This window comes from Streptomyces sp. NBC_00104, assembly GCF_045160825.1.
Lineage (GTDB): Bacteria > Actinomycetota > Actinomycetes > Streptomycetales > Streptomycetaceae > Streptomyces.
The window spans coordinates 6,593,010-6,614,278 of sequence record NZ_CP108215.1 but is presented as its reverse complement, the minus strand read 5'-3'; the positions used below and the strand labels follow the sequence as shown (position 1 = coordinate 6,614,278).

General features: G+C 72.5%; 21 protein-coding genes. 12 read left to right on the top strand and 9 right to left on the bottom strand.

From position 1 onward, the window contains the following. Positions 1–19: 19 nt before the first annotated feature. Positions 20–1,762: an AbgT family transporter gene (locus tag OG272_RS29110; protein WP_405895211.1), complete on the bottom strand. Its 1,743-nt coding sequence runs from the start codon at positions 1,760–1,762 to the stop codon at positions 20–22. A 149-nt stretch (positions 1,763–1,911) separates the two neighbouring features. Between OG272_RS29110 and OG272_RS29105 the strand changes: the two genes are divergently transcribed. The 8 genes from OG272_RS29105 (at position 1,912) to OG272_RS29070 (ending at position 10,449) form a co-directional block, all read left to right on the top strand. Continuing rightward, complete coding sequence (locus OG272_RS29105) at positions 1,912–2,937, top strand: Lrp/AsnC family transcriptional regulator (protein WP_327728285.1); 1,026 nt, start codon at positions 1,912–1,914, stop codon at positions 2,935–2,937. 87 nt (positions 2,938–3,024) lie between these two features. Further along, positions 3,025–3,969: a class A beta-lactamase gene (bla, locus tag OG272_RS29100; RefSeq protein WP_328223817.1), complete on the top strand. Its 945-nt coding sequence runs from the start codon at positions 3,025–3,027 to the stop codon at positions 3,967–3,969. A gap of 377 nt (positions 3,970–4,346) precedes the next feature. Next, on the top strand, positions 4,347–5,033 hold the full coding sequence (locus tag OG272_RS29095) for a hypothetical protein (protein WP_405895209.1): 687 nt from the start codon (positions 4,347–4,349) through the stop codon (positions 5,031–5,033). Positions 5,034–5,342: 309 nt separating this feature from the next. After that, positions 5,343–6,518 (top strand): pyridoxal phosphate-dependent aminotransferase, encoded by a 1,176-nt coding sequence (locus OG272_RS29090; RefSeq protein WP_327732145.1) that lies wholly within the window; start codon positions 5,343–5,345, stop codon positions 6,516–6,518. A gap of 164 nt (positions 6,519–6,682) precedes the next feature. Continuing rightward, positions 6,683–7,078 (top strand): helix-turn-helix transcriptional regulator, encoded by a 396-nt coding sequence (locus OG272_RS29085; protein ID WP_326579166.1) that lies wholly within the window; start codon positions 6,683–6,685, stop codon positions 7,076–7,078. A gap of 165 nt (positions 7,079–7,243) precedes the next feature. Then, positions 7,244–8,053, top strand: coding sequence for a molybdate ABC transporter substrate-binding protein (gene modA, locus OG272_RS29080; protein WP_405895208.1), 810 nt, complete (start codon positions 7,244–7,246; stop codon positions 8,051–8,053). 128 nt (positions 8,054–8,181) lie between these two features. Then, positions 8,182–9,018, top strand: coding sequence for a molybdate ABC transporter permease subunit (gene modB, locus OG272_RS29075; protein ID WP_405896089.1), 837 nt, complete (start codon positions 8,182–8,184; stop codon positions 9,016–9,018). A gap of 114 nt (positions 9,019–9,132) precedes the next feature. Next, complete coding sequence (locus tag OG272_RS29070; protein ID WP_405895207.1) at positions 9,133–10,449, top strand: ABC transporter ATP-binding protein; 1,317 nt, start codon at positions 9,133–9,135, stop codon at positions 10,447–10,449. A 47-nt stretch (positions 10,450–10,496) separates the two neighbouring features. Here OG272_RS29070 and OG272_RS29065 read toward each other — a convergent pair whose 3' ends face one another. Further along, positions 10,497–10,973, bottom strand: coding sequence for an ATP-binding protein (locus OG272_RS29065; RefSeq protein WP_326579171.1), 477 nt, complete (start codon positions 10,971–10,973; stop codon positions 10,497–10,499). Positions 10,974–11,417: 444 nt separating this feature from the next. On the opposite strand from OG272_RS29065, the gene OG272_RS29060 reads away from it, so the two are divergent. Beyond that, entirely contained in the window at positions 11,418–12,170 is a 753-nt protein-coding gene (locus OG272_RS29060; protein ID WP_328223815.1) for a transglutaminase domain-containing protein, read from the top strand. A gap of 435 nt (positions 12,171–12,605) precedes the next feature. Here OG272_RS29060 and OG272_RS29055 read toward each other — a convergent pair whose 3' ends face one another. Beyond that, positions 12,606–14,144: a HAMP domain-containing sensor histidine kinase gene (locus OG272_RS29055; protein ID WP_328223814.1), complete on the bottom strand. Its 1,539-nt coding sequence runs from the start codon at positions 14,142–14,144 to the stop codon at positions 12,606–12,608. An 11-nt stretch (positions 14,145–14,155) separates the two neighbouring features. After that, entirely contained in the window at positions 14,156–14,902 is a 747-nt protein-coding gene (locus OG272_RS29050; protein WP_327728292.1) for a response regulator transcription factor, read from the bottom strand. A 280-nt stretch (positions 14,903–15,182) separates the two neighbouring features. Here OG272_RS29050 and OG272_RS29045 point away from each other — a divergent pair, with 280 nt between their 5' ends. After that, a complete protein-coding gene (locus tag OG272_RS29045) occupies positions 15,183–16,499 on the top strand; it encodes a glycosyltransferase family 4 protein (RefSeq protein WP_328223813.1) in 1,317 nt (438 codons plus the stop codon). 27 nt (positions 16,500–16,526) lie between these two features. Here OG272_RS29045 and OG272_RS29040 read toward each other — a convergent pair whose 3' ends face one another. Continuing rightward, complete coding sequence (locus tag OG272_RS29040; protein WP_327728293.1) at positions 16,527–17,150, bottom strand: CE1759 family FMN reductase; 624 nt, start codon at positions 17,148–17,150, stop codon at positions 16,527–16,529. Continuing rightward, a complete protein-coding gene (locus tag OG272_RS29035) occupies positions 17,147–18,235 on the bottom strand; it encodes an LLM class flavin-dependent oxidoreductase (protein WP_327732147.1) in 1,089 nt (362 codons plus the stop codon). The genes OG272_RS29040 and OG272_RS29035 overlap by 4 nt, the downstream gene beginning before the upstream one ends. A 155-nt stretch (positions 18,236–18,390) precedes the next feature. Here OG272_RS29035 and OG272_RS29030 point away from each other — a divergent pair, with 155 nt between their 5' ends. Then, complete coding sequence (locus tag OG272_RS29030; RefSeq protein WP_327728294.1) at positions 18,391–19,206, top strand: helix-turn-helix transcriptional regulator; 816 nt, start codon at positions 18,391–18,393, stop codon at positions 19,204–19,206. Positions 19,207–19,232: 26 nt separating this feature from the next. Here OG272_RS29030 and OG272_RS29025 read toward each other — a convergent pair whose 3' ends face one another. Beyond that, positions 19,233–19,388: a hypothetical protein gene (locus OG272_RS29025; RefSeq protein ID WP_328223811.1), complete on the bottom strand. Its 156-nt coding sequence runs from the start codon at positions 19,386–19,388 to the stop codon at positions 19,233–19,235. Next, positions 19,388–20,164 (bottom strand): SDR family NAD(P)-dependent oxidoreductase, encoded by a 777-nt coding sequence (locus tag OG272_RS29020; RefSeq protein ID WP_326579186.1) that lies wholly within the window; start codon positions 20,162–20,164, stop codon positions 19,388–19,390. Before OG272_RS29020 ends, OG272_RS29025 begins: the two co-directional genes overlap by 1 nt. 156 nt (positions 20,165–20,320) lie before the next feature. On the opposite strand from OG272_RS29020, the gene OG272_RS29015 reads away from it, so the two are divergent. Further along, complete coding sequence (locus OG272_RS29015; RefSeq protein ID WP_327728296.1) at positions 20,321–20,764, top strand: nuclear transport factor 2 family protein; 444 nt, start codon at positions 20,321–20,323, stop codon at positions 20,762–20,764. A 26-nt stretch (positions 20,765–20,790) separates the two neighbouring features. On the opposite strand, the gene OG272_RS29010 is transcribed toward OG272_RS29015, so the two are convergent. Continuing rightward, positions 20,791–21,126, bottom strand: a complete 336-nt coding sequence (locus OG272_RS29010) for a YnfA family protein (protein WP_327728297.1) — start codon at positions 21,124–21,126, stop codon at positions 20,791–20,793. Between the last annotated feature and the right edge of the window lie 143 nt (positions 21,127–21,269).

The window sequence follows — 21,269 nt, the reverse complement described above, 5'->3', positions numbered from 1 at the left end:
TCGTGGGGGGGGGTGCGGGTCAGCCGATGCCGAAGGGGAGGCCCAGCAGGTACCAGGCCACGAAGAACGCGATCCAGACGACCCAGACGACGGCGGCGATCGGGATCGTGAAGGAGGCGAGCGTGCCGATGCCGGCGGACTTCCGGTACTGCTGGACGAAGCCCAGCGCCATCACGAAGTACGGGCTCATCGGGGTGACGCAGTTGGTGACGGAGTCGGCGACGCGGTAGACGGCCTGGGTGGCCTCGGGCTCGATGCCGATGAGCATCAGCATGGGGATGAACACGGGTGCCGCCAGGGCCCAGAGCGCGGAACCGCTGGTGATGAGGAGGTTCATCAGCGTGATCAGTACGGCGATGCCGACCAGCACGGTCCAGCCGTCGAGCCTGAGGTCGCGCAGCGTCTCCGCGCCGGAGACGGCGAGGACGTTGCCGATGTTCGTCCACTTGAAGTAGGCGAGGAACTGGGAGATGGCGAAGAACAGGACGAGGATCGGCGCCATCGACCGGGTGCCGTCGGCCATCGCGGCGACGATGTCACGGGCGGCGGCGAAGGTCCCGGTCGTCCGGCCGTAGACGGTGCCGAGGACGGCGAAGAAGACGCCGAGGACGAGGGCCATCCCGCTGATGAGCGGGGAGTCGACGATGCCGCCGTGCGCGCCGCGCAGCGGTGAGGACGCGGGGATCATGGCGGCGGCCAGGACGGCGGCATAGCCGAGCGCGACCAGCCCGGTCACCCGCAGGGCGCGGCGCTGGCGCGGGGTGACCTCGATCGCCTTCAGCTCGTCGGCGCTCAGCCCGGCGACGGGCTCGTCGGGCTCCAGGTCGGGGCGACGGGCGAGGACCTTGTCGACGACGAGGGTGATCACCAGGGCCACGAGGACCGACGAGGCGAGCCCGAAGAAGTAGTTGGCGACCGGGCTGACGACGTGGTCGGCGTCGATGGTGCGGGCGGCGGCGGTCGAGATCGACGACAGCAGGACGTCGGTGGTGGTGAGGGACGGCGAGGCGTCGTAGCCGGCCGAGATGGAGACGTACGCGACGATGCAGCCGAGCACGGGACTGCGGCCCGCCGCGCGGTAGACGAGGGCGCCGAGCGGGATGAGGGTGACGTAGGCGGCGTCGCCGGCGACATGGCTGACCATGGCCGTCATAGACAGCGCGAAGGTCAGATACCTGCCGGGGACGCGCGCCACCATGCGGCGCAGGAGCGCCGAGAAGAGGCCGCTGCGCTCGGCGACGGCGATGCCGAACATCACGGTGAGGATGGTGGCCAGGGGCGGGAAGGCCGCGTAGTTCTCGACCGCCCCCTCGACGGCCATCGTGACGCCGTCCCTGCTGAGCAGGTTCAGCACCTCGATCTTCTCGCCCGTCCCGGGGTGCACGGCACTGACCCCGGCCGCCGCCAGCACGGCGCTGAGGACGGCGACGACGCCCGCGAGGATCCAGAACAGCCAGAACGGGTGGGGGAGTTTGTTGCCGACGGTCTCTATCGCCGCGAAACCCCGGAACGCGGCGCGCAGGGCCTTCGACCGGGGCTCGGCCGCATCGGCCGGGGCGGGCGCATCGGCCGGGGCGGGCGCAACAGGCGGGTCGGCCGGGGCGGGCGAACCGGGCGGGTCGGGCGGGTCGGTCAGGGCGGGCGCATCGGTCAGGCCTGGCGCATCAGGCGGGTCGGCCGGAGCGGGCGAACCGGTCGGCGCGGCCGGGTCGGTCGGGTCGGGCAGGTCGGGCGGCTGTGGCTGGGCGGAGGTGGTGCTCATCGGTACCTCTTCGCACACTGGAGAGGGATGTTCCCGCACACGATGGCAGGATCGTGGGAGATTTCCTAGCCTCTCGACGTAACAGCGGGATTAATCGGCACACCGGGGCGGGGTGGATTCGAGGTGGGGTGGATCTAAGGTGGGGCAGCATGACCCGCCCTCTCCTCGACGAGCTCGACCGGCGCCTCATCGGGGCCCTGCACCTGGCGCCCAGGGCGACCTGGGACGACATCGGCGGGATCCTGTCCGCCGACGCCGGCACCCTCAAACGCCGTTACGACCGGTTGCACGAGGCCCGGATGGTCCGTGTCATCGGGCAGGCCGACTGGGGCATGCACTCCACGGCGATGCCCGTGCACGTCTTCCTGGACATCACCGGCGAGACCCCGCTGGCCGTCCTGGACCGCCTCCGGAACCTGCCCCACCTCCAGCTCCTGGCGCAGATCTCCGGCGACTACCCGCTCTACGCCGTCGTGCACGCCCCCTCGGAGGCGGCCACCAGCGAGGCGATCGACCGGATGTTCTCCGTCCCCGGCGTGCGCCGCGTCAACGCGCTGCCCGCGCTCAGCACCCTGCGCCGGGGCATCACCTGGGACCCGCAGTTCCTGACCGACGCCGAACGGGCCGAGCTGCTGAAGCTCACGGGGGGCCGGGCGGAGGGCACCGCGACCGCGACGCCCCCCGCCAAGCCGCTCAGCGAGGCCGAACGCACCGTCGTCGCCCAGCTGATCCAGGACGGCCGGGCGTCCTCCGCGAGCATCGGACGGGCGTCGGGGCTGGCCACCTCCACCGCGCACCGCGTCGTCCGCCGGGTCCTGGACGAACGCTGGGTCCAGCCCCGCCTGGAGATCGTGTCGGAGTGGCTGGGCTTCCGGACGCCGTTCATCCTCCGGCTGCGGGTCGCCCCCGGCGAGACCCCCGACGTCATGCGCCGCATCGACCGGCTCCCCCAGACCCGTCTCGTCGCCCACGTGGCCAGCGACATGTCCGTCCTCGCCACCGGCCTGGTCGGCGACCGCTCCGCCCTGGCGGCCTTCGTCGACCACGAGCTGGCCGAGATCCCCGGGCTCCTCACCACCGGCGTGGACGTCATGCTCGCGGAGCCCCGCCGCTACTGGCTGGACCGCGACCTCGGCACGGGCCTCGGGGAGTTCCACGCGCCGACACTGCTGTGAGCCGACACTGCTGTGAAGGGAAACCGGTCCTGCGACGGTTGCGTCTCCGGAGTCGGACAGAGATCACGACCACGTACGGAGAAAACCTTGGAAACCACGGGATCACGCCCCCGCCGTCGTACGGTGCTCGGCCTCGGCGGCCTCGGCGGCCTGAGCGGCCTGGGTGCTCTCGGCGCTCTCGGCACTCTCGGCACCGGTACGGCGCACGCCTCGGCTCCCGGTGACGCGGAGCTCTCCCGGCAACTGGGTGAGCTGGAGCGGGAGTACGCCGCGCGGCTGGGGATCTTCGCCCATGACACGGCCACGGGGCGCACGGTGGCGTACCGCGCGGACGAGCGGTTCCCCATCTGCTCGGTGTTCAAGACGCTCGCCGCGGGGGCGGTTTTACGGGACCGCGACCACGACGGTGAGTACCTCGCCCGGCGGATCCACTACACGAAGGAGTACGTCACGGCGGCGGGCTACAGCCCCGTCACGAACACGGCCGAGAACGTCGCCGCCGGCCTGACCGTCGGGGAGCTGTGCGCCGCCACCGTCTCGCACAGCGACAACGGGGCGGCGAACCTGCTGCTGCGCGAGCTGGGCGGACCGACCGCGATCACCCGCTTCTGCCGCTCGCTCGGCGACCGGACGACCCGCCTCGACCGCTGGGAGCCCGAGCTGAACTCGGCGGAGCCGTGGCGGAGGACCGACACCACGACTCCTCGGGCGATCGGCGAGACCTACGCGCGACTCCTCCTCGGCCGGGCCCTGCCGGACGACGACCGGGAACTGCTGACCGACTGGCTGATCGCCAACACGACCAACGTCCAGCGCTTCCGGGCGGGTCTCCCCGCCGACTGGACGCTCGCGGACAAGACCGGCGGCGGGGCGCCCTACGGAGTCGCCAACGACGTCGGCGTCGTCTGGCCCCCCGACCGTCCGCCCCTCGTCCTGTCGGTCCTGTCGACGAAGCACGACCCCGCAGGCCCCACGGACAACCCGCTGGTGGCCAGGGCGGCGGGGCTGGTGGCCAGGACCCTCACGTCATAGGGGAGCGTGTGCCCCGGCGGTCGCGTACGAGGCCGCGACCGCCGGGCGGGGCCGCCGTCCCGGGCGGGGCCGCCGTCCCGAGCGAGGCCGCCGTCCCGAGCGAGGCCGCCATCCCGAGCGAGGCCGCCATCCCGAGCGAGGGCCGCCATCCCGAGCGAGGGCCGCCATCCCGGGCGAGGGCCGCCATCCCGGGCGGGCGCCGCGTTGACGCGGCGCTCAGCAGGCGTGGGTGGGGCGGGCGGGCGGTGCACTTTCAAGAGGTTGGCCTTTCGGGCACTGTCCTTCGGGGTGGTGGCTGGAGAGACAATTTCCGACAGCCGGCCGGCTTCGTAGGGTCGTTGACGCAGCTGAACGCACACGTCACGGGGAGCCCACACATGCTTACGTCCACCACCGGCCGACTGACCACCGCCGCCGTCGCCACGGTCGCCGGTCTCGCCGTTCTCGCGCCCGCGGCCCAGGCCGCCGAGCAGGCGCCGGCGAAGCCCGCGGTCAAGCTGACCGTCGCCGGTTACACCAAGTACCTGAAGGCGCAGAAGACGCCGGCGGCGCAGCAGACGCTGAAGCGGTTCCTGGGTCTCAGCAAGGGCCAGCAGGCCATCTTCGTGAAGGACCTCCAGGACCGCAAGATCTACAAGGCGCTGCTCGGCAAGGTGGCCGCGCCCGTCGGCAGGCCGGTCAGCATCACCGACCCGTACAACAAGGAAGTCCGCTTCGTCACCAAGGCGTCCTCCTCCGTCGCCAAGGACAAGAACCGCACGACCACCGTCAGCTTCACGGTGACCCAGGAGATCTTCCGCATCCCGGTCACCAGCGAGACCCTGACCGTCAGCTACCCGACGGCCGGCAACGGCCCGAAGCGGACCAAGGCCTCCGCCAAGGTCACCAACGTCAACGCGGCCATCGCCATCAAGCCCGGCCGGGTCAGCGTGAAGGGCCTCGGCGCCAGCACCTCCTGGGCCGCCGTTCCGCAGGTGAAGTCCTTCGGCAAGCCCGCCTACAAGGCGCAGAGCCTCCTCGGCGCCAAGACCGGCTACCGGGCCGTCCTCAAGAACGTCGGCTGACCCACGGAACAGCCGACTGCCGCTGACCTTCCCCCGCGCGCCCGTGCCACCGGGCGCGCCCGCGAGGCCCAGGACCACCGCCGGTCCTGGGCCTCGCCCCTTCCTCCGTCCTGTCCGACCCCCGGCCGACCCCCGTGTCCGACCCCCGTGTCCGGACCCCGGTCCCCCTGTGTCCGAACCCCGGCCGCCGCTGGCCCCGACCCGCCTCCGGGCCGCAGCATGAGCGGCATGAGCAATGTGAGCAACGCGGGCGAGGCGAACGACGTGAGCAGTGCGAGCGACCCGAGCGACGTCGGCGGGGCGAGCGGAGTGCGCATCTCGCGGCGCGCCCGGGCCGTCGCCCCCTTCTACGCCATGGAGTTCGCCAAGCAGGCCGCCTCGCTGGCCGCCCAGGGCCACGACGTCGTCAAACTCAGCCTCGGGGAGCCGGACTTCGGCGCACCCCCGGCCGTCGTGGACGCGATGCGGGAGGTCATGGACGGGCGGCCGATGACGTACACCGCGGCGCTCGGACTGCCGGCCCTGCGGGAGGCCATCGCCGGGTTCTACGGGGACCGGCACGGTGTCGACGTCGATCCGGGCCGGGTCGTCGTCACGGCCGGCGCCTCGGCCGCGCTCGTGCTGGCCACCGCCGCCCTCGTCGACCCCGGCGACCAGGTGCTCATCGGCGACCCCTCCTATCCCTGCAACCGGCAGATCGTCGAGAGTTTCGGCGCCGACGTCACCCTCGTGCCCACCACCGCCGCGAGCCGGTTCCAGCTGGACGCGGCATCGGTACGGGCGCACTGGACGGACCGTACGCGCGGGCTCATGGTCGCCACCCCGTCCAACCCCACCGGTACCTCCGTCCCGGCCGACGAACTCGCCGCCCTCTGCGACCTCGCCCGCGAGCGCGACGCGTGGCGCCTCGTCGACGAGATCTACCTCGACCTCGGCGACCACGACGAGCGGGGCCGGCCGCCGCGCAGCGCGCTCTCGTTCGATCCGGGTGCCGTCGTGATCAACAGCTTCTCGAAGTACTTCGGCATGACCGGCTGGCGGCTCGGCTGGTGCGTCGTCCCCGAGCCCCTCGTACCGGCCCTGGAACGCCTCGCCCAGAACTACTTCCTCTGCGCCTCCGCCCCCGCCCAGCACGCCGCCCTCGCCTGCTTCACCCCCGAGTCCCTCGCGGTCTGCGAGGCGCGCCGGGTGGAGTTCGGCGAGCGGCGCGCGCTCGTCCTGGACGGGCTGGCGCGGATCGGGCTGCCGGTCCCGGTGCCGCCGGACGGGGCCTTCTACGTCTACTTCGACGTCAGCGGGACCGGCCTCACGTCCTGGCAGTTCTGCGAGCGGGCCCTGCGGGAGGCGCACGTCGCCCTCACACCCGGCCGGGACTTCGGCACGCACACCGCCGACACCCACGTCCGCCTCTCCTACGCGGCCTCGGCGGACGAACTGCGCGAGGGGATCGCCCGGCTGGGGAAGTTCCTGGCCACCCTGCGGTGAGCCCGGTTCGGCCGGCGACCCGTCGGCCGGGCTCGGGCGGCGGGGCGGCGTACGGCACCGGGCGCGGGCGGCGGCGTACGGCACGGGGCGCGGGCGGCGCCGTGGCGCGCTGACGCGCGTCCGTGCCGACACCCATCCCCGCCGACACGCATATCTTGGCGTCCATGCAGTCCTACACAATCGGTCAGGCCGCGCGGCTGCTCGGGGTGAGTGCCGACACCGCACGGCGATGGGCGGACGCGGGCCGGGTGGCGACGCGGCGCGACGAGAGCGGGCGCCGGCTCATCGACGGGAAGGATCTCGCGGCCTTCTCCGTGGAGCTGGCCTCGGGTGCCACCGACGAGGCCGACGTCCCGTACACGTCGGCCCGCAACGCCTTCGCCGGCATCGTCACCGCCGTGAAACTCGGTGACGTGGCGGCCCAGGTCGAGATCCAGGCGGGCCCGCACCGCCTGGTCTCCCTGCTCACCCGGGAGGCCGTGGAGGAACTGGGCCTGGAGGTCGGCATGGAGGCCACGGCCCGGGTGAAGTCCACGAACGTGCACATCGACCGGACGTGATCGACCCCCTCTCACGGGAACGCACATGCCCGCCCCCGCCCCTCGGTGACCTGGCTCATGCGATGTGACAGGAGACTTTTCCCTGGCACATGCGGCAGGATGGTCGGCGTGGTGTCCGGCCTGCCGGGTAGGCGGGCTCCGAGGGAGTGGGCAGGGGAGATCGTGATGAGCCGTTCCGTGCGTCTGGCCGCCGGCGTGGGTGCCACCGCACTGCTGGTGACCCTGACCGCCTGCTCCTCCTCCGACGACACCGCCGGTTCCTCGGCGGCCGCGTCCGGCTCCGGCTCCTCGGCGCGGCTCTCCGGCACGGTGACCGTGTTCGCCGCCGCGTCGCTGAAGGAGAGCTTCACGACGCTGGGCGAGCGGTTCGAGGACGAGCACCCCGGTACGAAGGTGACCTTCAGCTTCGGCGGCAGCGACTCCCTCGCCGCGAGCATCACCGGCGGCGCCCCGGCGGACGTGTTCGCCTCCGCCAGCCCCAGGACCATGGCGATCGTGACGGACGCGGGCGACGCCTCCGGCACACCCGCCACCTTCGTCCGCAACCGGCTGGAGATCGCGACCCTGCCGGGCAACCCCGACAGGATCGCCTCCCTGAAGGACCTCACCAGGTCCGGGCTCAAGGTCGTGCTGTGCGACAAGGAGGTGCCCTGTGGCGCCGCCACCCAGAAGGCCCTGGACGCCGCCAGGTTGACACTCACGCCTGTCTCCTACGAGCAGGACGTCAAGGCCGCGCTGACGAAGGTCGAGCTGAAGGAGGCCGACGCCGCCGTGGTCTACCGGACGGATGTACGGGCCGCCGGTGACAAGGTGCGGGGCGTGGACTTCCCCGAGTCCGCCGACGCCGTCAACGACTACCCGATCGTCCAGCTCAAGGACACGCAGAACGCCGAGGCCGCCAAGGCGTTCATCGCACTGGTGCGGTCCGCCGAAGGCCAGAAGGTGCTGACCGGGGCGGGGTTCCTGAAGCCGTGATCAGACCTACCGGCAGCCCGCCCCCCGACAGCCCGCCGCCCGGCAGCCCGCAGTCCTCCGGCCAGGGCGACACGGCCGACATCGTGACGGGCGGGGGCAGGACCAGGGGGACCTTGCCGGGCGGGAACCTGCCCGGCAAGACGGTGACAGGCGGAGCCGCACGGCCGCCACGGGTACGGCGCCTGCGCGGCTCCGTCCCCGTCCCTCTCCTCCTGCCCGCCCTGCTCGGCCTCGCGTTCCTGGTGCTGCCGCTGGTCGCGCTGCTCGTACGGACACCGTGGGCGAGCCTCCCGGAGCAGCTGACCAGCGCGGAGGTGTGGGAGGCGCTGCGACTGTCGCTGGTGTGCGCGACGCTGGCGACGGCCGTGAGCCTGGTGCTCGGGGTGCCGTTGGCGTGGCTGCTGGCCCGGGTCGACTTCCCGGGCCGTGGTCTCGTACGGGCCCTCGTCACCCTCCCCCTCGTCCTGCCCCCGGTGGTCGGCGGTGTGGCCCTGCTGATGGCACTCGGCCGCAACGGGGTCGTCGGGCGGCTACTGGACGACTGGTTCGGGCTCACCCTGCCCTTCACCACCACCGGGGTGGTGATCGCGGAGGCGTTCGTGGCCATGCCGTTCCTCGTCATCAGCGTCGAGGGCACGCTCCGGGCCGCCGACCCGCGCTACGAGGAGGCCGCGGCCACCCTGGGAGCCTCCCGGTTCACCGCGTTCCGCCGGGTGACCCTGCCGCTGATCGCCCCCGGGATCGCCGCCGGCGCGGTGCTCGCCTGGGCGCGGGCGCTGGGGGAGTTCGGCGCGACGATCACCTTCGCCGGCAACTTCCCCGGCCGTACCCAGACCATGCCCCTGGCCGTCTACCTCGCCCTCCAGAGCGACCCGGCCGCCGCGATCTCCCTCAGCCTGGTCCTGCTCGCGGTGTCGGTGGCGGTACTGGCGGGTCTGCGGGACCGGTGGATGACGGCGTCGTGAGCGAGGCCGAGGCGGTGGCGGTGGCGGTGGCGGTGGCGGTGGCGCGTGAGCGAAGGGTGAGCCGGTGGCTGCGGCGCATGAGCGATACGCCGGTGACGAGGAGGGAAGCGACCCATGAGTGAAGCACCGATCGCCGCCGAGCCACCTCTCGCCGAAGGGACCGACGGCACCGAAGGGACAGCCGGCTCTCAAGGCGCCGAAGGCTTCCGGCGCTCCGAAGGTCTGGACGCCCACCTCGTCGTCCGGCGTGGTGACTTCCGCCTGGACGTCTCCCTGACGGCCGCCCCCGGTGACGTGGTGGCCCTGCTCGGCCCCAACGGCGCCGGAAAGACCACCGCGTTGCGCGCGCTGGCGGGCCTGACCCCGCTCACCGGCGGCCATCTACGGCTGGACGGCGCCGCGTTGGAGCGTACGGCGCCGGAGTCCCGCCCGGTCGGCGTCGTCTTCCAGGACTACCTCCTCTTCCCGCACCTCACCGCCCTCGACAACATCGCGTTCGGCCCCCGCTGCCAGGGCCTGGGCAAGGCGGCGGCCCGGGCACAGGCCGCCGAGTGGCTGGACCGGATGGGCCTCGCCGAGTACGCCGGCACCAAGCCGCGCCGCCTCTCCGGCGGCCAGGCCCAGCGCGTCGCCCTCGCCCGCGCCCTCGCCACCCGCCCCCGCCTGCTGCTCCTGGACGAGCCCCTCGCCGCCCTGGACGCCCGTACCCGCCTCGACGTACGGGCCCAACTCCGCCGCCACCTCGCCGAGTTCGATGCCGTCGCCGTACTCGTCACCCACGATCCCCTCGACGCCATGGTCCTGGCCGACCGCCTCGTCGTGGTCGAACACGGCCGAGTGGTCCAGGAGGGCACCCCGGGCGACATCGCCCGCCACCCCCGCACGGACTACATCGCCCACCTGGTCGGCCTGAACCTGTACCGGGGGCGGTCCGAGGGCCACGTCGTACGACTGGACGCGCAGGACCCGAGCGGCACACGGCCCCCGGGGCCCGCCGTGAGCAGCGCTGACACGGGCGGACGCGGCACGGGCGGACGCGGCACGGGCGGACGCGACACGGGCGGGGCGGGCTCGGACGTACACGGCTCGGGCGGGACGGGCTCGGACGCCCACGGCACGGACGCCCCCGGCACGGACCCGGCGGTGATCACGACCACCGACCACCTCACCGGCCCGGTCTTCGTCGCCTTCCCCCCGAGCGCCGTCACCCTCCACCGCGACCGGCCCACCGGCTCCAGCGCCCGCAACCTCTGGCGGTGCGAGGTGGCCGGCCTGGAGGTGCACGGCGACCAGATCCGTGCCGACCTCACGGGCGAACTCTCCCTCACCGCCGACCTCACGACCGTGGCCGCCGCCGAGCTGGGGCTGCACACGGGGACCCCGGTATGGGCGACGGTGAAGGCGGCGCAGACCCACGCGTATCCGGCGTGAAGATCCGGCGTGAAGGGCGTCACCACTCGGCGCGAAGGGGTGGGGCACTAGTTCGGTGCCGCCAGGTCGAACCACACCGCCTTGCCGTCGGGATGGACGAGGCCGCCGCCGTTGGGGAGGGCGGCTGCGGTTCCCCAGTGCCCCTCGGTGAGGGCGTCCACGAGGTAGAGGCCGCGACCGCCCTCCTCCCACCCGCCCGGGGTCAACTCCCGTAAGACCGGCGGATTCTCGTCACCGTCGTAGACGATCACTCTGACCCGCCAGGACTCCACCGCCAGCCACAGAACCGATCCTCCACCTTTGGCGTGCACACAGGCGTTCGTGACCAGTTCGGATGTGCACAGGGCGGCCGCGTCGACGAGGGCGTCGAGACCGAGGGCACGCAGCACACTGGTGACGAAGTCGCGGGCGATGTGCGGGGAGGTGTCCAGGGACGGGCAGAACAGGGTGTACGTCGTCGCCGCGGGCGAGAGCCAGGGGGCACTGAGGATTGGGGCGGGGAGGCTACGGGCAGTTTCGGTCATGGCTGATCAACTCCGTTGCGACGAGAAGGGATTGCTCGGGTCCCTACCGCGTCGGTGGCTCCCCCTCGGGTGTCGACGGCCCGGGGTGCGCTTTCAACTGGCGGTACACAGGGGTGGATTGCGGATGAATGCGGACGACTGCGGACGGACTGTTTGTGAGCGGCGGGGCTGAGTGCGAGGTGGGATGCTTGTGAGTAGCCAGTCGAGCACTCTCCGTGAGCGCAGGAATGACCGTAGTCGGCGTGTTCGCGCCGCCGCAATGGGGTCGGTGGAAGTACTACGAAAGCGCGTCGCCGGGGGCCCGGCAGCCGCGGCCCGGCCCTCCCCCCGAGTGGCCCGCGAACCGGCGGCACGACGTGTGATGATGGGCCGAGGGTGCCCGCAGGGGACGGGCGGCGCTCCCCGGGGGAGCGGGAACGAGACGGGTACGGGGACAGAACTGTCATGACCAGTCGGTTGCTCATGTCGTACAACGCGCAGGCCCAGCGGGCCGGGACGCTGGCCCGGGAACCGGCGGACGTGGTCGGGTCCACGCGGGCCACGGTGATCCTGGACCACGACGACCCGCTGGTCGGGGCGGTCGCGCGCCGGGTGCTGGGCGAGGCGACGCCGCGTGACGCGTTGCGGACCGCGCACCGGATCATCGCGCGGGACGTACGGCCGGTGTACTCGGTGGAGGACCGCCGACGGGTGTCGCGGACGCTGCGGCTGGGGCGCGGCTCGTGCAGTCAGCGGATGGCGGCGCTGGAGGCGGTCGCCCGGGCCGTCCGGGTACGGACGCGGGTGCGCGGGCTGCTCGTGGACGGGACGTTCTGGTATCCACGGTTCCCGCGGCTGAAGCCGTTCGTGCCGGAGCAGGTCCTGCTGGCCTGGCCGGAGTTCAGGATCAGCGGCGCGTGGGTGCCGGTCGGCGAACTCTTCGACGGCCCCGACGCCGGCGGTGGCGGCTTCGCCAACAGAGGCGGTGAGACCCTCTTCGACGCGATCGCCCGTACGGGCGTCCGGTGGGACACCTGCGGCACCGCGTCCGGCTCCGCCTGCGACCTCTCCGCCCAGGTCGTCGCCGACCTCGGCCACTTCGACGACCGCGACGACCTCTTCGAACGCCACGGCCAGACGCTCTGCTGGACGGCCCGCACCCTCACCGAACCGGTACTCGGCCGCTGGAGCGCGGGGGCGGCCCGGCCCGCCGCGTGACGGACGCACTCCGGGGGGCTCACCCCGGCAGAGCACCGCGATGACGGAAGGCCGGTTCAGCCGCGTGCCCCGAACGGTCTTGGGCGAGCTGGCCCCCGGCGTACTGACCCCGGAGCGGCGACACGCCTCCTGTGCGTCGTCCGGGCCCGGGAGGCCGGTCCCCCTCGCGCGACCTGGCCGCACAGGTACAGCCAGAGGCGCGGGAGAGGCCCCGAACCATCACACCTGTGGAACAGGGGCCCCGCACGCTGACGCCGCGCGACCAGCCGTACCGCGGTCTCACCTTCCACGACGGGGCGTGGCACTGGGCGATGCCGACGATCCGCGGCCCCTCCCACTGGGCGGAACACCCGGAACCGGCCGGACCGCCGGACGAGTACAGGGCTCTCGACCGAGCTGGCCGCCCCTGGGCGGACAGTCACGCCCGTCCGCCCTTCACCCCTCGACCCCCCGCACGGTGAACCCCGTCACCAACCCCCCGCCCTCCCGCCGGAACGCGAACGGCGCCCCGCCGTGCGCGGCCGCCACCGCCCGGACGATCGACAGGCCGAGCCCGGACCCGGGCAGGCTGCGGGCGTCCGGGGCGCGGTAGAAGCGGTCGAAGATGCGTTCGAGGTCGCAGTCGGGGACGCCGGGACCCCGGTCGAGGACCTCGACGCGGACGACGTCGGAGTCGTCGCCGGGCCGGCCCGGTCCGGCTGGTTCGCCGAAGTCGCCCAGGTCGCCCAGGTCCCCCAGTTCCCCGAGTTCGCCCAGCTCTCCGAGGGCCCCCGCCGACCCCCGCGCGACGACGACCACGATCGCGCCGGAGCCCGCGCGGTCGAACTTGGCCGCGTTCTCCACCAGGTTCGAGATGGCCCGCTGCAGGGCCCCGGCCCGCCCCTCGACGGTCGTGTCACCGGCCACGCGGACGACGACCTCGCGCCCGGTGCGCCGGCGGGCGGTCCCCGCGACGTCCTCCGCGAGGTCGGCCAACTGCACCCGCTGCACCGGCTCGGTGCTGGACTGCCCGGCCGCGAGGTCGACCAACTCGTTGACCAGGTCGGTCAGTTCGAGGGCCTCCTGGGAGAGGTCGTCGACGAGTTCCTCGCGTATCCGGGGCGGCAGTTCGTCGATGCGCCGGAGCAGCGAGATGTTCGTACGGAGGGACGTGAGGGGGGTGCGCAGTTCGTGCCCGGCGTCCTGGACCAGGCGCCGCTGGTCCTCCTCCGACTGGGCGAGGCGGACCAGCATGCGGTCGAAGGAACGCCCCAGGCGGCCCACCTCGTCCCGGCCCGCGACCGGCACCTGGATGCCCAGATGCCCGGTCCGGGCCACGTCCTCCGCCGCCCCCGCCAACTGCACCAGGCGCCGCGTCTGCCGCCGCGCCAGCCACCACCCGAACAACCCGGCCGAGATGACGATGCCGGACACGAACAGCAGGGTCCGCTGCTGCAGCTCCCGCAGCAGGTCCTCCGTGTCGCTGAACTCCTGCGCGACCTGCACGGCACCCCGGCCGCCACCGAGCGCGACGGTCACGACCCGGTAGCGGTCGTCGCCGACCTCGACCTCGCCGTGCTCGACCATCACCCCGGCCAGGGCCGCGTCGGCGGTACGGCGGTCGGCGTCGCGGACGGGCAGGCCGGGGGCGCCCTCGTCGAGGATCTCCCCCTTCGGGCCGAGCACCTGGACGTCCGTACGGCCGGAGCGGATCAGGTCGTCGCGCGGGCCGCCGCTGTCGCTGGGCGCGAAGTCCTCCGGCGCCAGCGGGTCCTGCTCGACCAGTTCCCGCAGATCACGCACGACCTCGACGAACACGGTCTGCTCGTCGACCCGCACCAGCCGCGCCGCCGCGCTGTAGCTGAGGATCCCGACGAGGACGGTGACCACACACGCCACCGCCACGAACGACACGGTGAACGTCGCCCGCAGCGAGGGGACCGGACGCAGCCGGGAGAGCAGCCGGGACAACGCCCGGACGAGACGCGGCGGCACCGGCGCCGCCCTCAGTCTTCCCGCAGCGCGTACCCGACACCCCGCACGGTGTGGATCAGCGCCGGCGCCCCGGGCTCGTCGAGCTTGCGGCGCAGATAACCGACGTAGACGGCGAGGTTCTTGGAGCCGGGCCCGAAGTCGTAGCCCCAGATGCGGTCGTAGATCGTCGCGTGGTCGAGGACGATCCCCGCGTTGCGGACGAGCAGTTCGAGCAGGTCGAACTCGGTCCGGGTCAGCTCCAGTTCCCGCGCCCCGCGCCACGCCCGCCGCGCCTGTACGTCCATCCGCAGCCCGGCGGCCGTGAGCAGCCCGCCGGCGTCCGGGGCCGCGGCCCCGGCGGCGGGAGGCGCGCCGGCCGGCGACGGGAGCGGCTTCGCGAAGCCGTCCGCGTTGCCCGTCCGCCGCAGCAGTGCGCGCAGCCGCGCGAACACCTCTTCCACGTCGAACGGTTTGACGACGTAGTCGTCCGCGCCGGCGTCGAGGCCGGCGATCCGGTCGGCGGTCTCCACGAGCGCGGTGAGCATCAGGATCGGCGTCCGGTCGCCCTCCGCGCGCAGCACCCGGCAGACCTGGAGGCCGTCTATGCCGGGCATCATCACGTCGAGCACGAGCACGTCGGGCTGGGTGCGGTGCGCCTGGGCGAGCGCCTCGACGCCGTCGGCGACCGCCGTGACCTCGTACCCCTCCAGGGTCAGCGCGCGTTCCAGGGCATGGCGGATGGCGCGGTCGTCCTCGGCGAGCAGCACGTTCTGGGGCACCCCACCAGTCTGCCAAGGTCACGGGCGCCCACCACCTCGCCGGGAGCACCGGGCCGCCCTTCTTACCGGCCTCTCACCCCGACCGCGCGGCGGACTTACCACTCCGGAGCAGCGTGTCCGTGTGACACCCGCCCGCACGGGAACCCGGGCAGAGCGAGCAGATGGAGTACAAAGGGTCTGAACCATCCAAACCGTCATGACCAACCGCATCAACGGACAACTACGCCACCCTCGTACAACTGCATCACCGCATCGCTCACGCCATCGGGAAGGTAGGGCCTTGAGCCGCCGCAAGAAGATCGTGTTTCTGCTGCACAACGCGTACGCCATCGGCGGCACCGTCCGTACGACGCTGAACCTGGCGTCGGCGCTCGCGGACCACCACGACGTGGAGATCGCCTCGATGGCCCGCCATCTGGACGCACCGCGCTTCACGGTCGACCCCAGGGTCACGCTCGTCCCCCTGGTGGACATCCGCGCGTACAGCCCCGACCTGCGCGATCCGGCCCAGGCGCAACCCGCCACGGACTTCCCGGCGGAGGACAAGCGGCACCGCCAGTACAGCCGTCTCACCGACCTCCGGGCCCGCGCCTATCTGGCCCGCTGCGGCGCGGACGTCGTCATCGGCACCCGCCCCGGCCTCAACGTCTACGTCTCCCGCTTCGCACCCCGCCGCGCCCTGCGCATCGGCCAGGAGCACCTGCGGCACGACGCCCACACCAAGCAGCTCCGCAGGGTCCTCGCCCACCGCTACCGCACCCTGGACGCGGTCGTCACGACCACGGCGGCGGACGCGGCGGTGTACCGCGCACGGATGAACCTGCCGGGCGTACGGGTGATGTCGGTGCCCAACATCGTCCCGGAGTCCGGGGTCGCCCCGTCGGACTGCGCGGCCCCCGTCATCGCGGCCGCCGGCCGCCTCGCCCGGGGCAAACGCTTCGACCTCCTCCTGGAGGCGTTCGCGAAGGTCGCCGCGAAGGAACCCGACTGGCAGCTGCGCATCTACGGCGGCGGCAAGCAGCAGGGCCGTCTGGAAACCCTCATCCAGGACCTCCACCTCACCGACCGCGCTTCCCTGATGGGCCCGCACACCCCCATCGAGGAGGAGTTCGCGCGCGCCTCGATCGTCGTCAGCGCCTCCGAGGCCGAGTCCTTCGGCATGACCCTCGTCGAGGCCATGCGCTGCGGCGTCCCGGTCGTCAGCACGGACTGCCCGCTGGGCCCCGCCGAGATCATCACCGACGGCACCGACGGCCGTCTCGTGCCCGTCGACGACCCCCACGCCCTCGCCGACGCCATCCTCGACCTCACCGCCGACCCGTCCCTGCGCCGCGCCATGGGCCGAGCCGCCCTGGCGAGCGCCCACCGCTACGACGCGGCCCCGATCGTCGCCAGGTACGAGCACCTGTTCGCGGACCTGCGCGAGACCAGGCGCCGACGCGCCTGGGAACGGGAGTCGACGAGGGCGAGGGCCTGGCTGCGACGCCGGGTGCGTGCCGGGAAGAGGGCGGCCCCGGCTTTCCTCAGGGGCGCGGGGCTGTCACCCGTGCGGCTCCGCCGCGCGGGCGCGAGCAACCACAAACAGCCCGCGGCCTGACCGCCCCCGCGCTCCGGGCGGCGCCGCTCATCCCTTCAGCGCCGCCAACCGCTCCTCGAAGGGCACGACGACGAACTTCTCGGGCTCGGCGGACGACGCGACGCCGCTCCCCGAAAGCCCGGCCATCAACCCGCCCAACTCGGACGCCGCCCGCTCGATCCGCCCGGCCAGCCCCTGCGCACCCCAGTCCTCGGACGCGGCATACACACCCGTGGGCACCACCACGGCCCGCAGATACGCGAACAACGGCCGCATCGCGTGCTCCAGCACCAGCGAATGCCGGGCCGACCCTCCGGTGGCGGCGATCAACACCGGCTTCCCCGCCAGCGCGTCACGGTCGAGCACATCGAAGAACGACTTGAACAACCCGCTGTACGAGGCGGAGAACACCGGCGTCACCACGACGAGCCCGTCGGCACCGGCCACCGCGTCCGACGCGGCGGCGAGCTTCCGACCCGGGAACCCGTTGGTGAGGTGGTGCGCGATCTCCACGGCCAGCTCGCGCACTTCGACGACCTGGACCTCCACCGAGGTGTCGTGCCCGACCACCGCCGCGGCCAGCCGGTCCCCCAGCAACCGCGTGGACGACGGCACACTCAGCCCCGCCGAGACGACGACCAGCTTCCTGCGACGCCCTCCTGTGGCATTCACGCGACCCTCTCCTTCTCCGCCGCCGCCAGCAGCGATCCGTGCGTCGGCGCGTCCGGCACGTCCGCCGGCCGCCCCTTCGCGAACTCCTCCCGCAGCACCGGCACGACCTCCTCGCCGAGCATGTCGAGCTGCTCCAGGACGGTCTTCAGGGGCAGCCCCGCGTGGTCGACGAGGAACAGCTGCCGCTGGTAGTCACCGGCGTACTCCCGGAACGCCAGCGTCTTCTCGATCACCTGCTGCGGGGACCCGACGGTCAGCGGGGTCTGGTCGGTGAAGTCCTCCAGGGACGGCCCGTTGCCGTACACCGGCGCGACGTCGAAGTACGGCCGGAACTCGCGCACCGCGTCCTGCGAGTTCCTGCGCATGAAGATGTGTCCGCCGAGGCCGACGATCGCCTGCTCGGGCGTGCCGTGCCCGTAGTGCGCGTACCGCTGCCGGTACAGCTCGACCATCCGCTTGGTGTGGTCGGCCGGCCAGAAGATGTTGTTGTGAAAGAAGCCGTCGCCGTAGTACGCGGCCTGCTCGGCGATCTCGGGCGAGCGGATGGAGCCGTGCCAGACGAACGGCGGTACGTCGTCCAGCGGGCGGGGCGTGGAGGTGAAGCCCTGGAGCGGCGAGCGGAACTTGCCCTCCCAGTTGACGACGTCCTCGCGCCACAGGCGGTGCAGCAGCGCGTAGTTCTCGACGGCGAGGTTGATGCCCTGCCGGATGTCCTGCCCGAACCACGGGTAGACGGGCCCGGTGTTGCCGCGCCCCATCATCAGGTCCACCCGCCCGTCGGCCAGGTGCTGGAGCATCGCGAAGTCCTCGGCGATCTTCACCGGGTCGTTGGTGGTGATGAGGGTGGTGGAGGTGGAGAGGATCAGCTTCTCCGTGCGCGCGGCGACGTAACCGAGCATCGTGGTCGGCGACGACGGCACGAACGGCGGGTTGTGGTGCTCCCCGGTGGCGAAGACGTCGAGCCCGACCTCCTCCGCCTTCAGCGCGATCTCGACCATCGCCTTGATGCGCTCGCGCTCGGTCGGCGTCCGGCCCGTGGTGGGGTCCGGCGTCACATCACCGACGCTGAAGATCCCGAACTGCATCATCGCTGCCACCCTCCAAGGTTGTTCACGATTCAACTATACCGGTGAACGAGGGCCCCCCATCCACTATTCCTCCGGTGGGAGCGGTGCTCTCAGGGGCAGTGCAGGCGGCGGTACCGAGGGCCACTGTCAGTGGCGGTCCCTACCATCGCCTCATGGCCGCCCCACGCCGTGACACCCGCGGCATCGTCGACGCCCCGGAGCTCTTCGCCCGGGTCCGCTTCCGCCGCCGCGAACCCGCCGAGCCGCTCCGCCCGTACCTGGAGCACTACTGGCTGATCGACTGGGACCTGCCCGAGCCGTACGTCTCCCAGGTCGTCCCGCACCCGTCGGTGAACGTCGTCTTCCAGCGGTACGAGGGACAGGCGCCCTTCGCCGAGATCTCCGGGATCGGCCTCGGCCTCTTCGCCCAGAAACTGGAGGGCCGGGGCCGGGTCTGCGGTATCCAGTTCCGCCCCGGCGGCTTCCGCCCCTTCACCCCGTCCCACCCCGCGACGGACTGGACCGGCCGCCGCGTACGACAGCCCGAGGCGTTCCGGGACACCGACATCGACCCGGCCGCGATCCTCGCCCCCGACGACGAGGACGCCCGCGTCGCCGCCCTCGACGCGTTCCTCACGGGGCTCGCCCCACACCCCGACCCCCAGGCCGACCTCGCCATGGCCCTCGTCGAGCGCATCCGCACCGACCGCACGATCCGCCGCGTCACCGACTTCGCCCGCGCCGAGGGCCTGTCCGTACGACTCCTGCAGCGCCTGTTCTCCGCGTACGTCGGCGTCGGCCCCAAGTGGGTGATCCTCCGCTACCGCATCCACGAGGCCCTGGAACGCGCCGAGACCGACCGGGCGATCGACTGGGCCGCCCTCGCCGCCGACCTCGGCTACGCCGACCAGGCCCATCTCGTCCGCGACTTCACCGCGACGGTCGGGGTGCCGCCGACGGCGTACGCGGAAGCGGTGTCCCCGGCCTGACCCGGCGGCCGCCCGCGGCTACTCCACTACTTCGCGTGCGTGACCGCGTAGATCATCACGAACGCCACGATGTGGATGCCGAAGAGGAAGTACCCGAGGTACCACCACATGTACCGCTCGTTCTTCTTCTCCTCGGCGAGCCGGCGCTTCTCGGCCGTCGGCTCCCCGCCGTCTGGTGCCATCACAGCTCCCGGTGGACCTTGGTGTTGGAGGCCTGGGCGCGGGGGCGCAGGACGAGCAGGTCGACGTTGACGTGGCTGGGCCGGGTGACCGCCCAGGTGATCGTGTCGGCGACGTCGTCGGCGGTCAGGGGCTCGGCGACGCCCTCGTAGACGCTCGCCGCCTTCGCCGCGTCGCCGCCGAAGCGGGTCAGCGCGAACTCGTCCGTCTTCACCATGCCGGGCGCGACCTCGATGACCCGGACCGGCGTGCCCACGATCTCCAGCCGCAGCGTCTCCGCGAGGACGTGCGCACCGTGCTTGGCGGCGACATAGCCGCCACCACCCTCGTACGTCCCGTGCCCGGCCGTCGACGACACCACGACCACCGTGCCGTCACCGCTCGCGGTCAGCGCGGGCAGCAGGGCCTGGGTGATGTGGAGCGTGCCGATGACGTTCGTCTCGTACATCGTGCGCCAGTCGGCCGGATCGCCGGTCGCGACCGGGTCGGCGCCGAGCGCGCCGCCCGCGTTGTTGACCAGCACACCGATCGTCCTGAACGCGCTCGCGAACTCGTCCACCGCCACGCGGTCCGTGACGTCCAGGGCGTACGCCGTGGCCTGCCCGCCGCCGCCGTTGATCTCCTCGGCCAGCGCCTCGATACGGTCCTTGCGGCGCGCGGTCAGCACGACGCGATACCCGGCCGCGGCCAGCTGCCGGGCCGTGGCGGCGCCGATCCCGCTGCTCGCCCCGGTGACGACGGCGATGCGGGAGGCGGCGGACGGTGCGGCGGTGGCCATGAGCTGCTCCTGGGGCGGTACGGAATCGAACGGGACCGGCCGGGACCGGGCAGGGAACCGACCGGCGGTCGAACAGTTCCCGCCCGGCCAGGATAGGCGGGCGGTGAGACAATGAGACGGGTGATCCCCGGTACATCGCGGTACAGGAGGTGGATCATGGGACAGGCGCGCGAGCTGATGGACCAGCTCACCGAGGCGCTCACCACACACCAGGACCCGAAGACCATCGCGAACCTCTTCGCGGAGGACGCGGTCGCCCACACCCCCGACGGCGGCGAACTCCACGGCCGGGACGCCATCGGCGAGTACTGGCGGCAGATGACGGACGCCGTGCCCGAGGCCACGTTCGAATCGATCACGTCGTACGAGGTCGGCGACACGGCTGTCGACGAAGGGATCTACAGCGGCAGGAACACCGGCCCGCTGGAGTTCCCCGACGGAACGTCCCTCCCCGCGACCCAGAAGGACATCAGGATCCGTGGCGTCGACTTCGCCACCGTCCGGGACGGGCAGATCACCAGCTACCGGCTCTACTTCGACCAGCTGGAGTTCCTGAACCAGCTCGGCCTGCTGCCGGAGGAACTGGCCCAGCCCTCGTAGCGAGGACAGTCGGACGGCATCGGCCGTCACCCGCCGCGCGGGGCGTACATGATCACCGCCATGCCCGCGAGGCAGACCAGCGCGCCCGTCACGTCCCAGCGGTCGGGCCGGTAGCCGTCCGCGACCATCCCCCAGGCGATCGACCCGGCCACGAAGATCCCGCCGTACGCGGCGAGGATCCGCCCGAAGTGCGCGTCCGGCTGGAGCGTCGCCACGAACCCGTACGCCCCCAGGGCCACCACCCCCGCCCCGATCCACACCCACCCCCGGTGCTCCCGCACCCCCTGCCACACCAGCCAGGCCCCGCCGATCTCGAACAGCGCGGCGAGCACGAACAGGGCGACGGAGCGGGCGAGGACCATGGCCCTCAGCTTCGCACGGTGCTCCGAGCGGGGTTTCCCGCCGGGCGGGACGTCTGAGTCGGCGCCCCCGTGGATACATGCGGTGATCCACGGACGCGCTTCTTCCGAACGGCCGCGGGAAACGAAAACGCTATGGGAAGCGG

Coding starts and splice junctions, on each gene's coding strand:
- OG272_RS29065 (WP_326579171.1), bottom strand. CDS start 10,973: ATGACCGAAACTGCCCGTAGCCTCCCCGCCCCAATCCTCAGTGCCCCC.
- OG272_RS29035 (WP_327732147.1), bottom strand. CDS start 18,235: ATGCAGTTCGGGATCTTCAGCGTCGGTGATGTGACGCCGGACCCCACC.
- OG272_RS29060 (WP_328223815.1), top strand. CDS start 11,418: ATGACCAGTCGGTTGCTCATGTCGTACAACGCGCAGGCCCAGCGGGCC.
- OG272_RS29070 (WP_405895207.1), top strand. CDS start 9,133: ATGAGTGAAGCACCGATCGCCGCCGAGCCACCTCTCGCCGAAGGGACC.
- OG272_RS29105 (WP_327728285.1), top strand. CDS start 1,912: ATGACCCGCCCTCTCCTCGACGAGCTCGACCGGCGCCTCATCGGGGCC.
- OG272_RS29085 (WP_326579166.1), top strand. CDS start 6,683: ATGCAGTCCTACACAATCGGTCAGGCCGCGCGGCTGCTCGGGGTGAGT.
- OG272_RS29015 (WP_327728296.1), top strand. CDS start 20,321: ATGGGACAGGCGCGCGAGCTGATGGACCAGCTCACCGAGGCGCTCACC.
- OG272_RS29010 (WP_327728297.1), bottom strand. CDS start 21,126: ATGGTCCTCGCCCGCTCCGTCGCCCTGTTCGTGCTCGCCGCGCTGTTC.
- OG272_RS29020 (WP_326579186.1), bottom strand. CDS start 20,164: ATGGCCACCGCCGCACCGTCCGCCGCCTCCCGCATCGCCGTCGTCACC.
- modA (WP_405895208.1), top strand. CDS start 7,244: ATGAGCCGTTCCGTGCGTCTGGCCGCCGGCGTGGGTGCCACCGCACTG.
- OG272_RS29030 (WP_327728294.1), top strand. CDS start 18,391: ATGGCCGCCCCACGCCGTGACACCCGCGGCATCGTCGACGCCCCGGAG.
- OG272_RS29095 (WP_405895209.1), top strand. CDS start 4,347: ATGCTTACGTCCACCACCGGCCGACTGACCACCGCCGCCGTCGCCACG.
- OG272_RS29025 (WP_328223811.1), bottom strand. CDS start 19,388: ATGGCACCAGACGGCGGGGAGCCGACGGCCGAGAAGCGCCGGCTCGCC.
- OG272_RS29110 (WP_405895211.1), bottom strand. CDS start 1,762: ATGAGCACCACCTCCGCCCAGCCACAGCCGCCCGACCTGCCCGACCCG.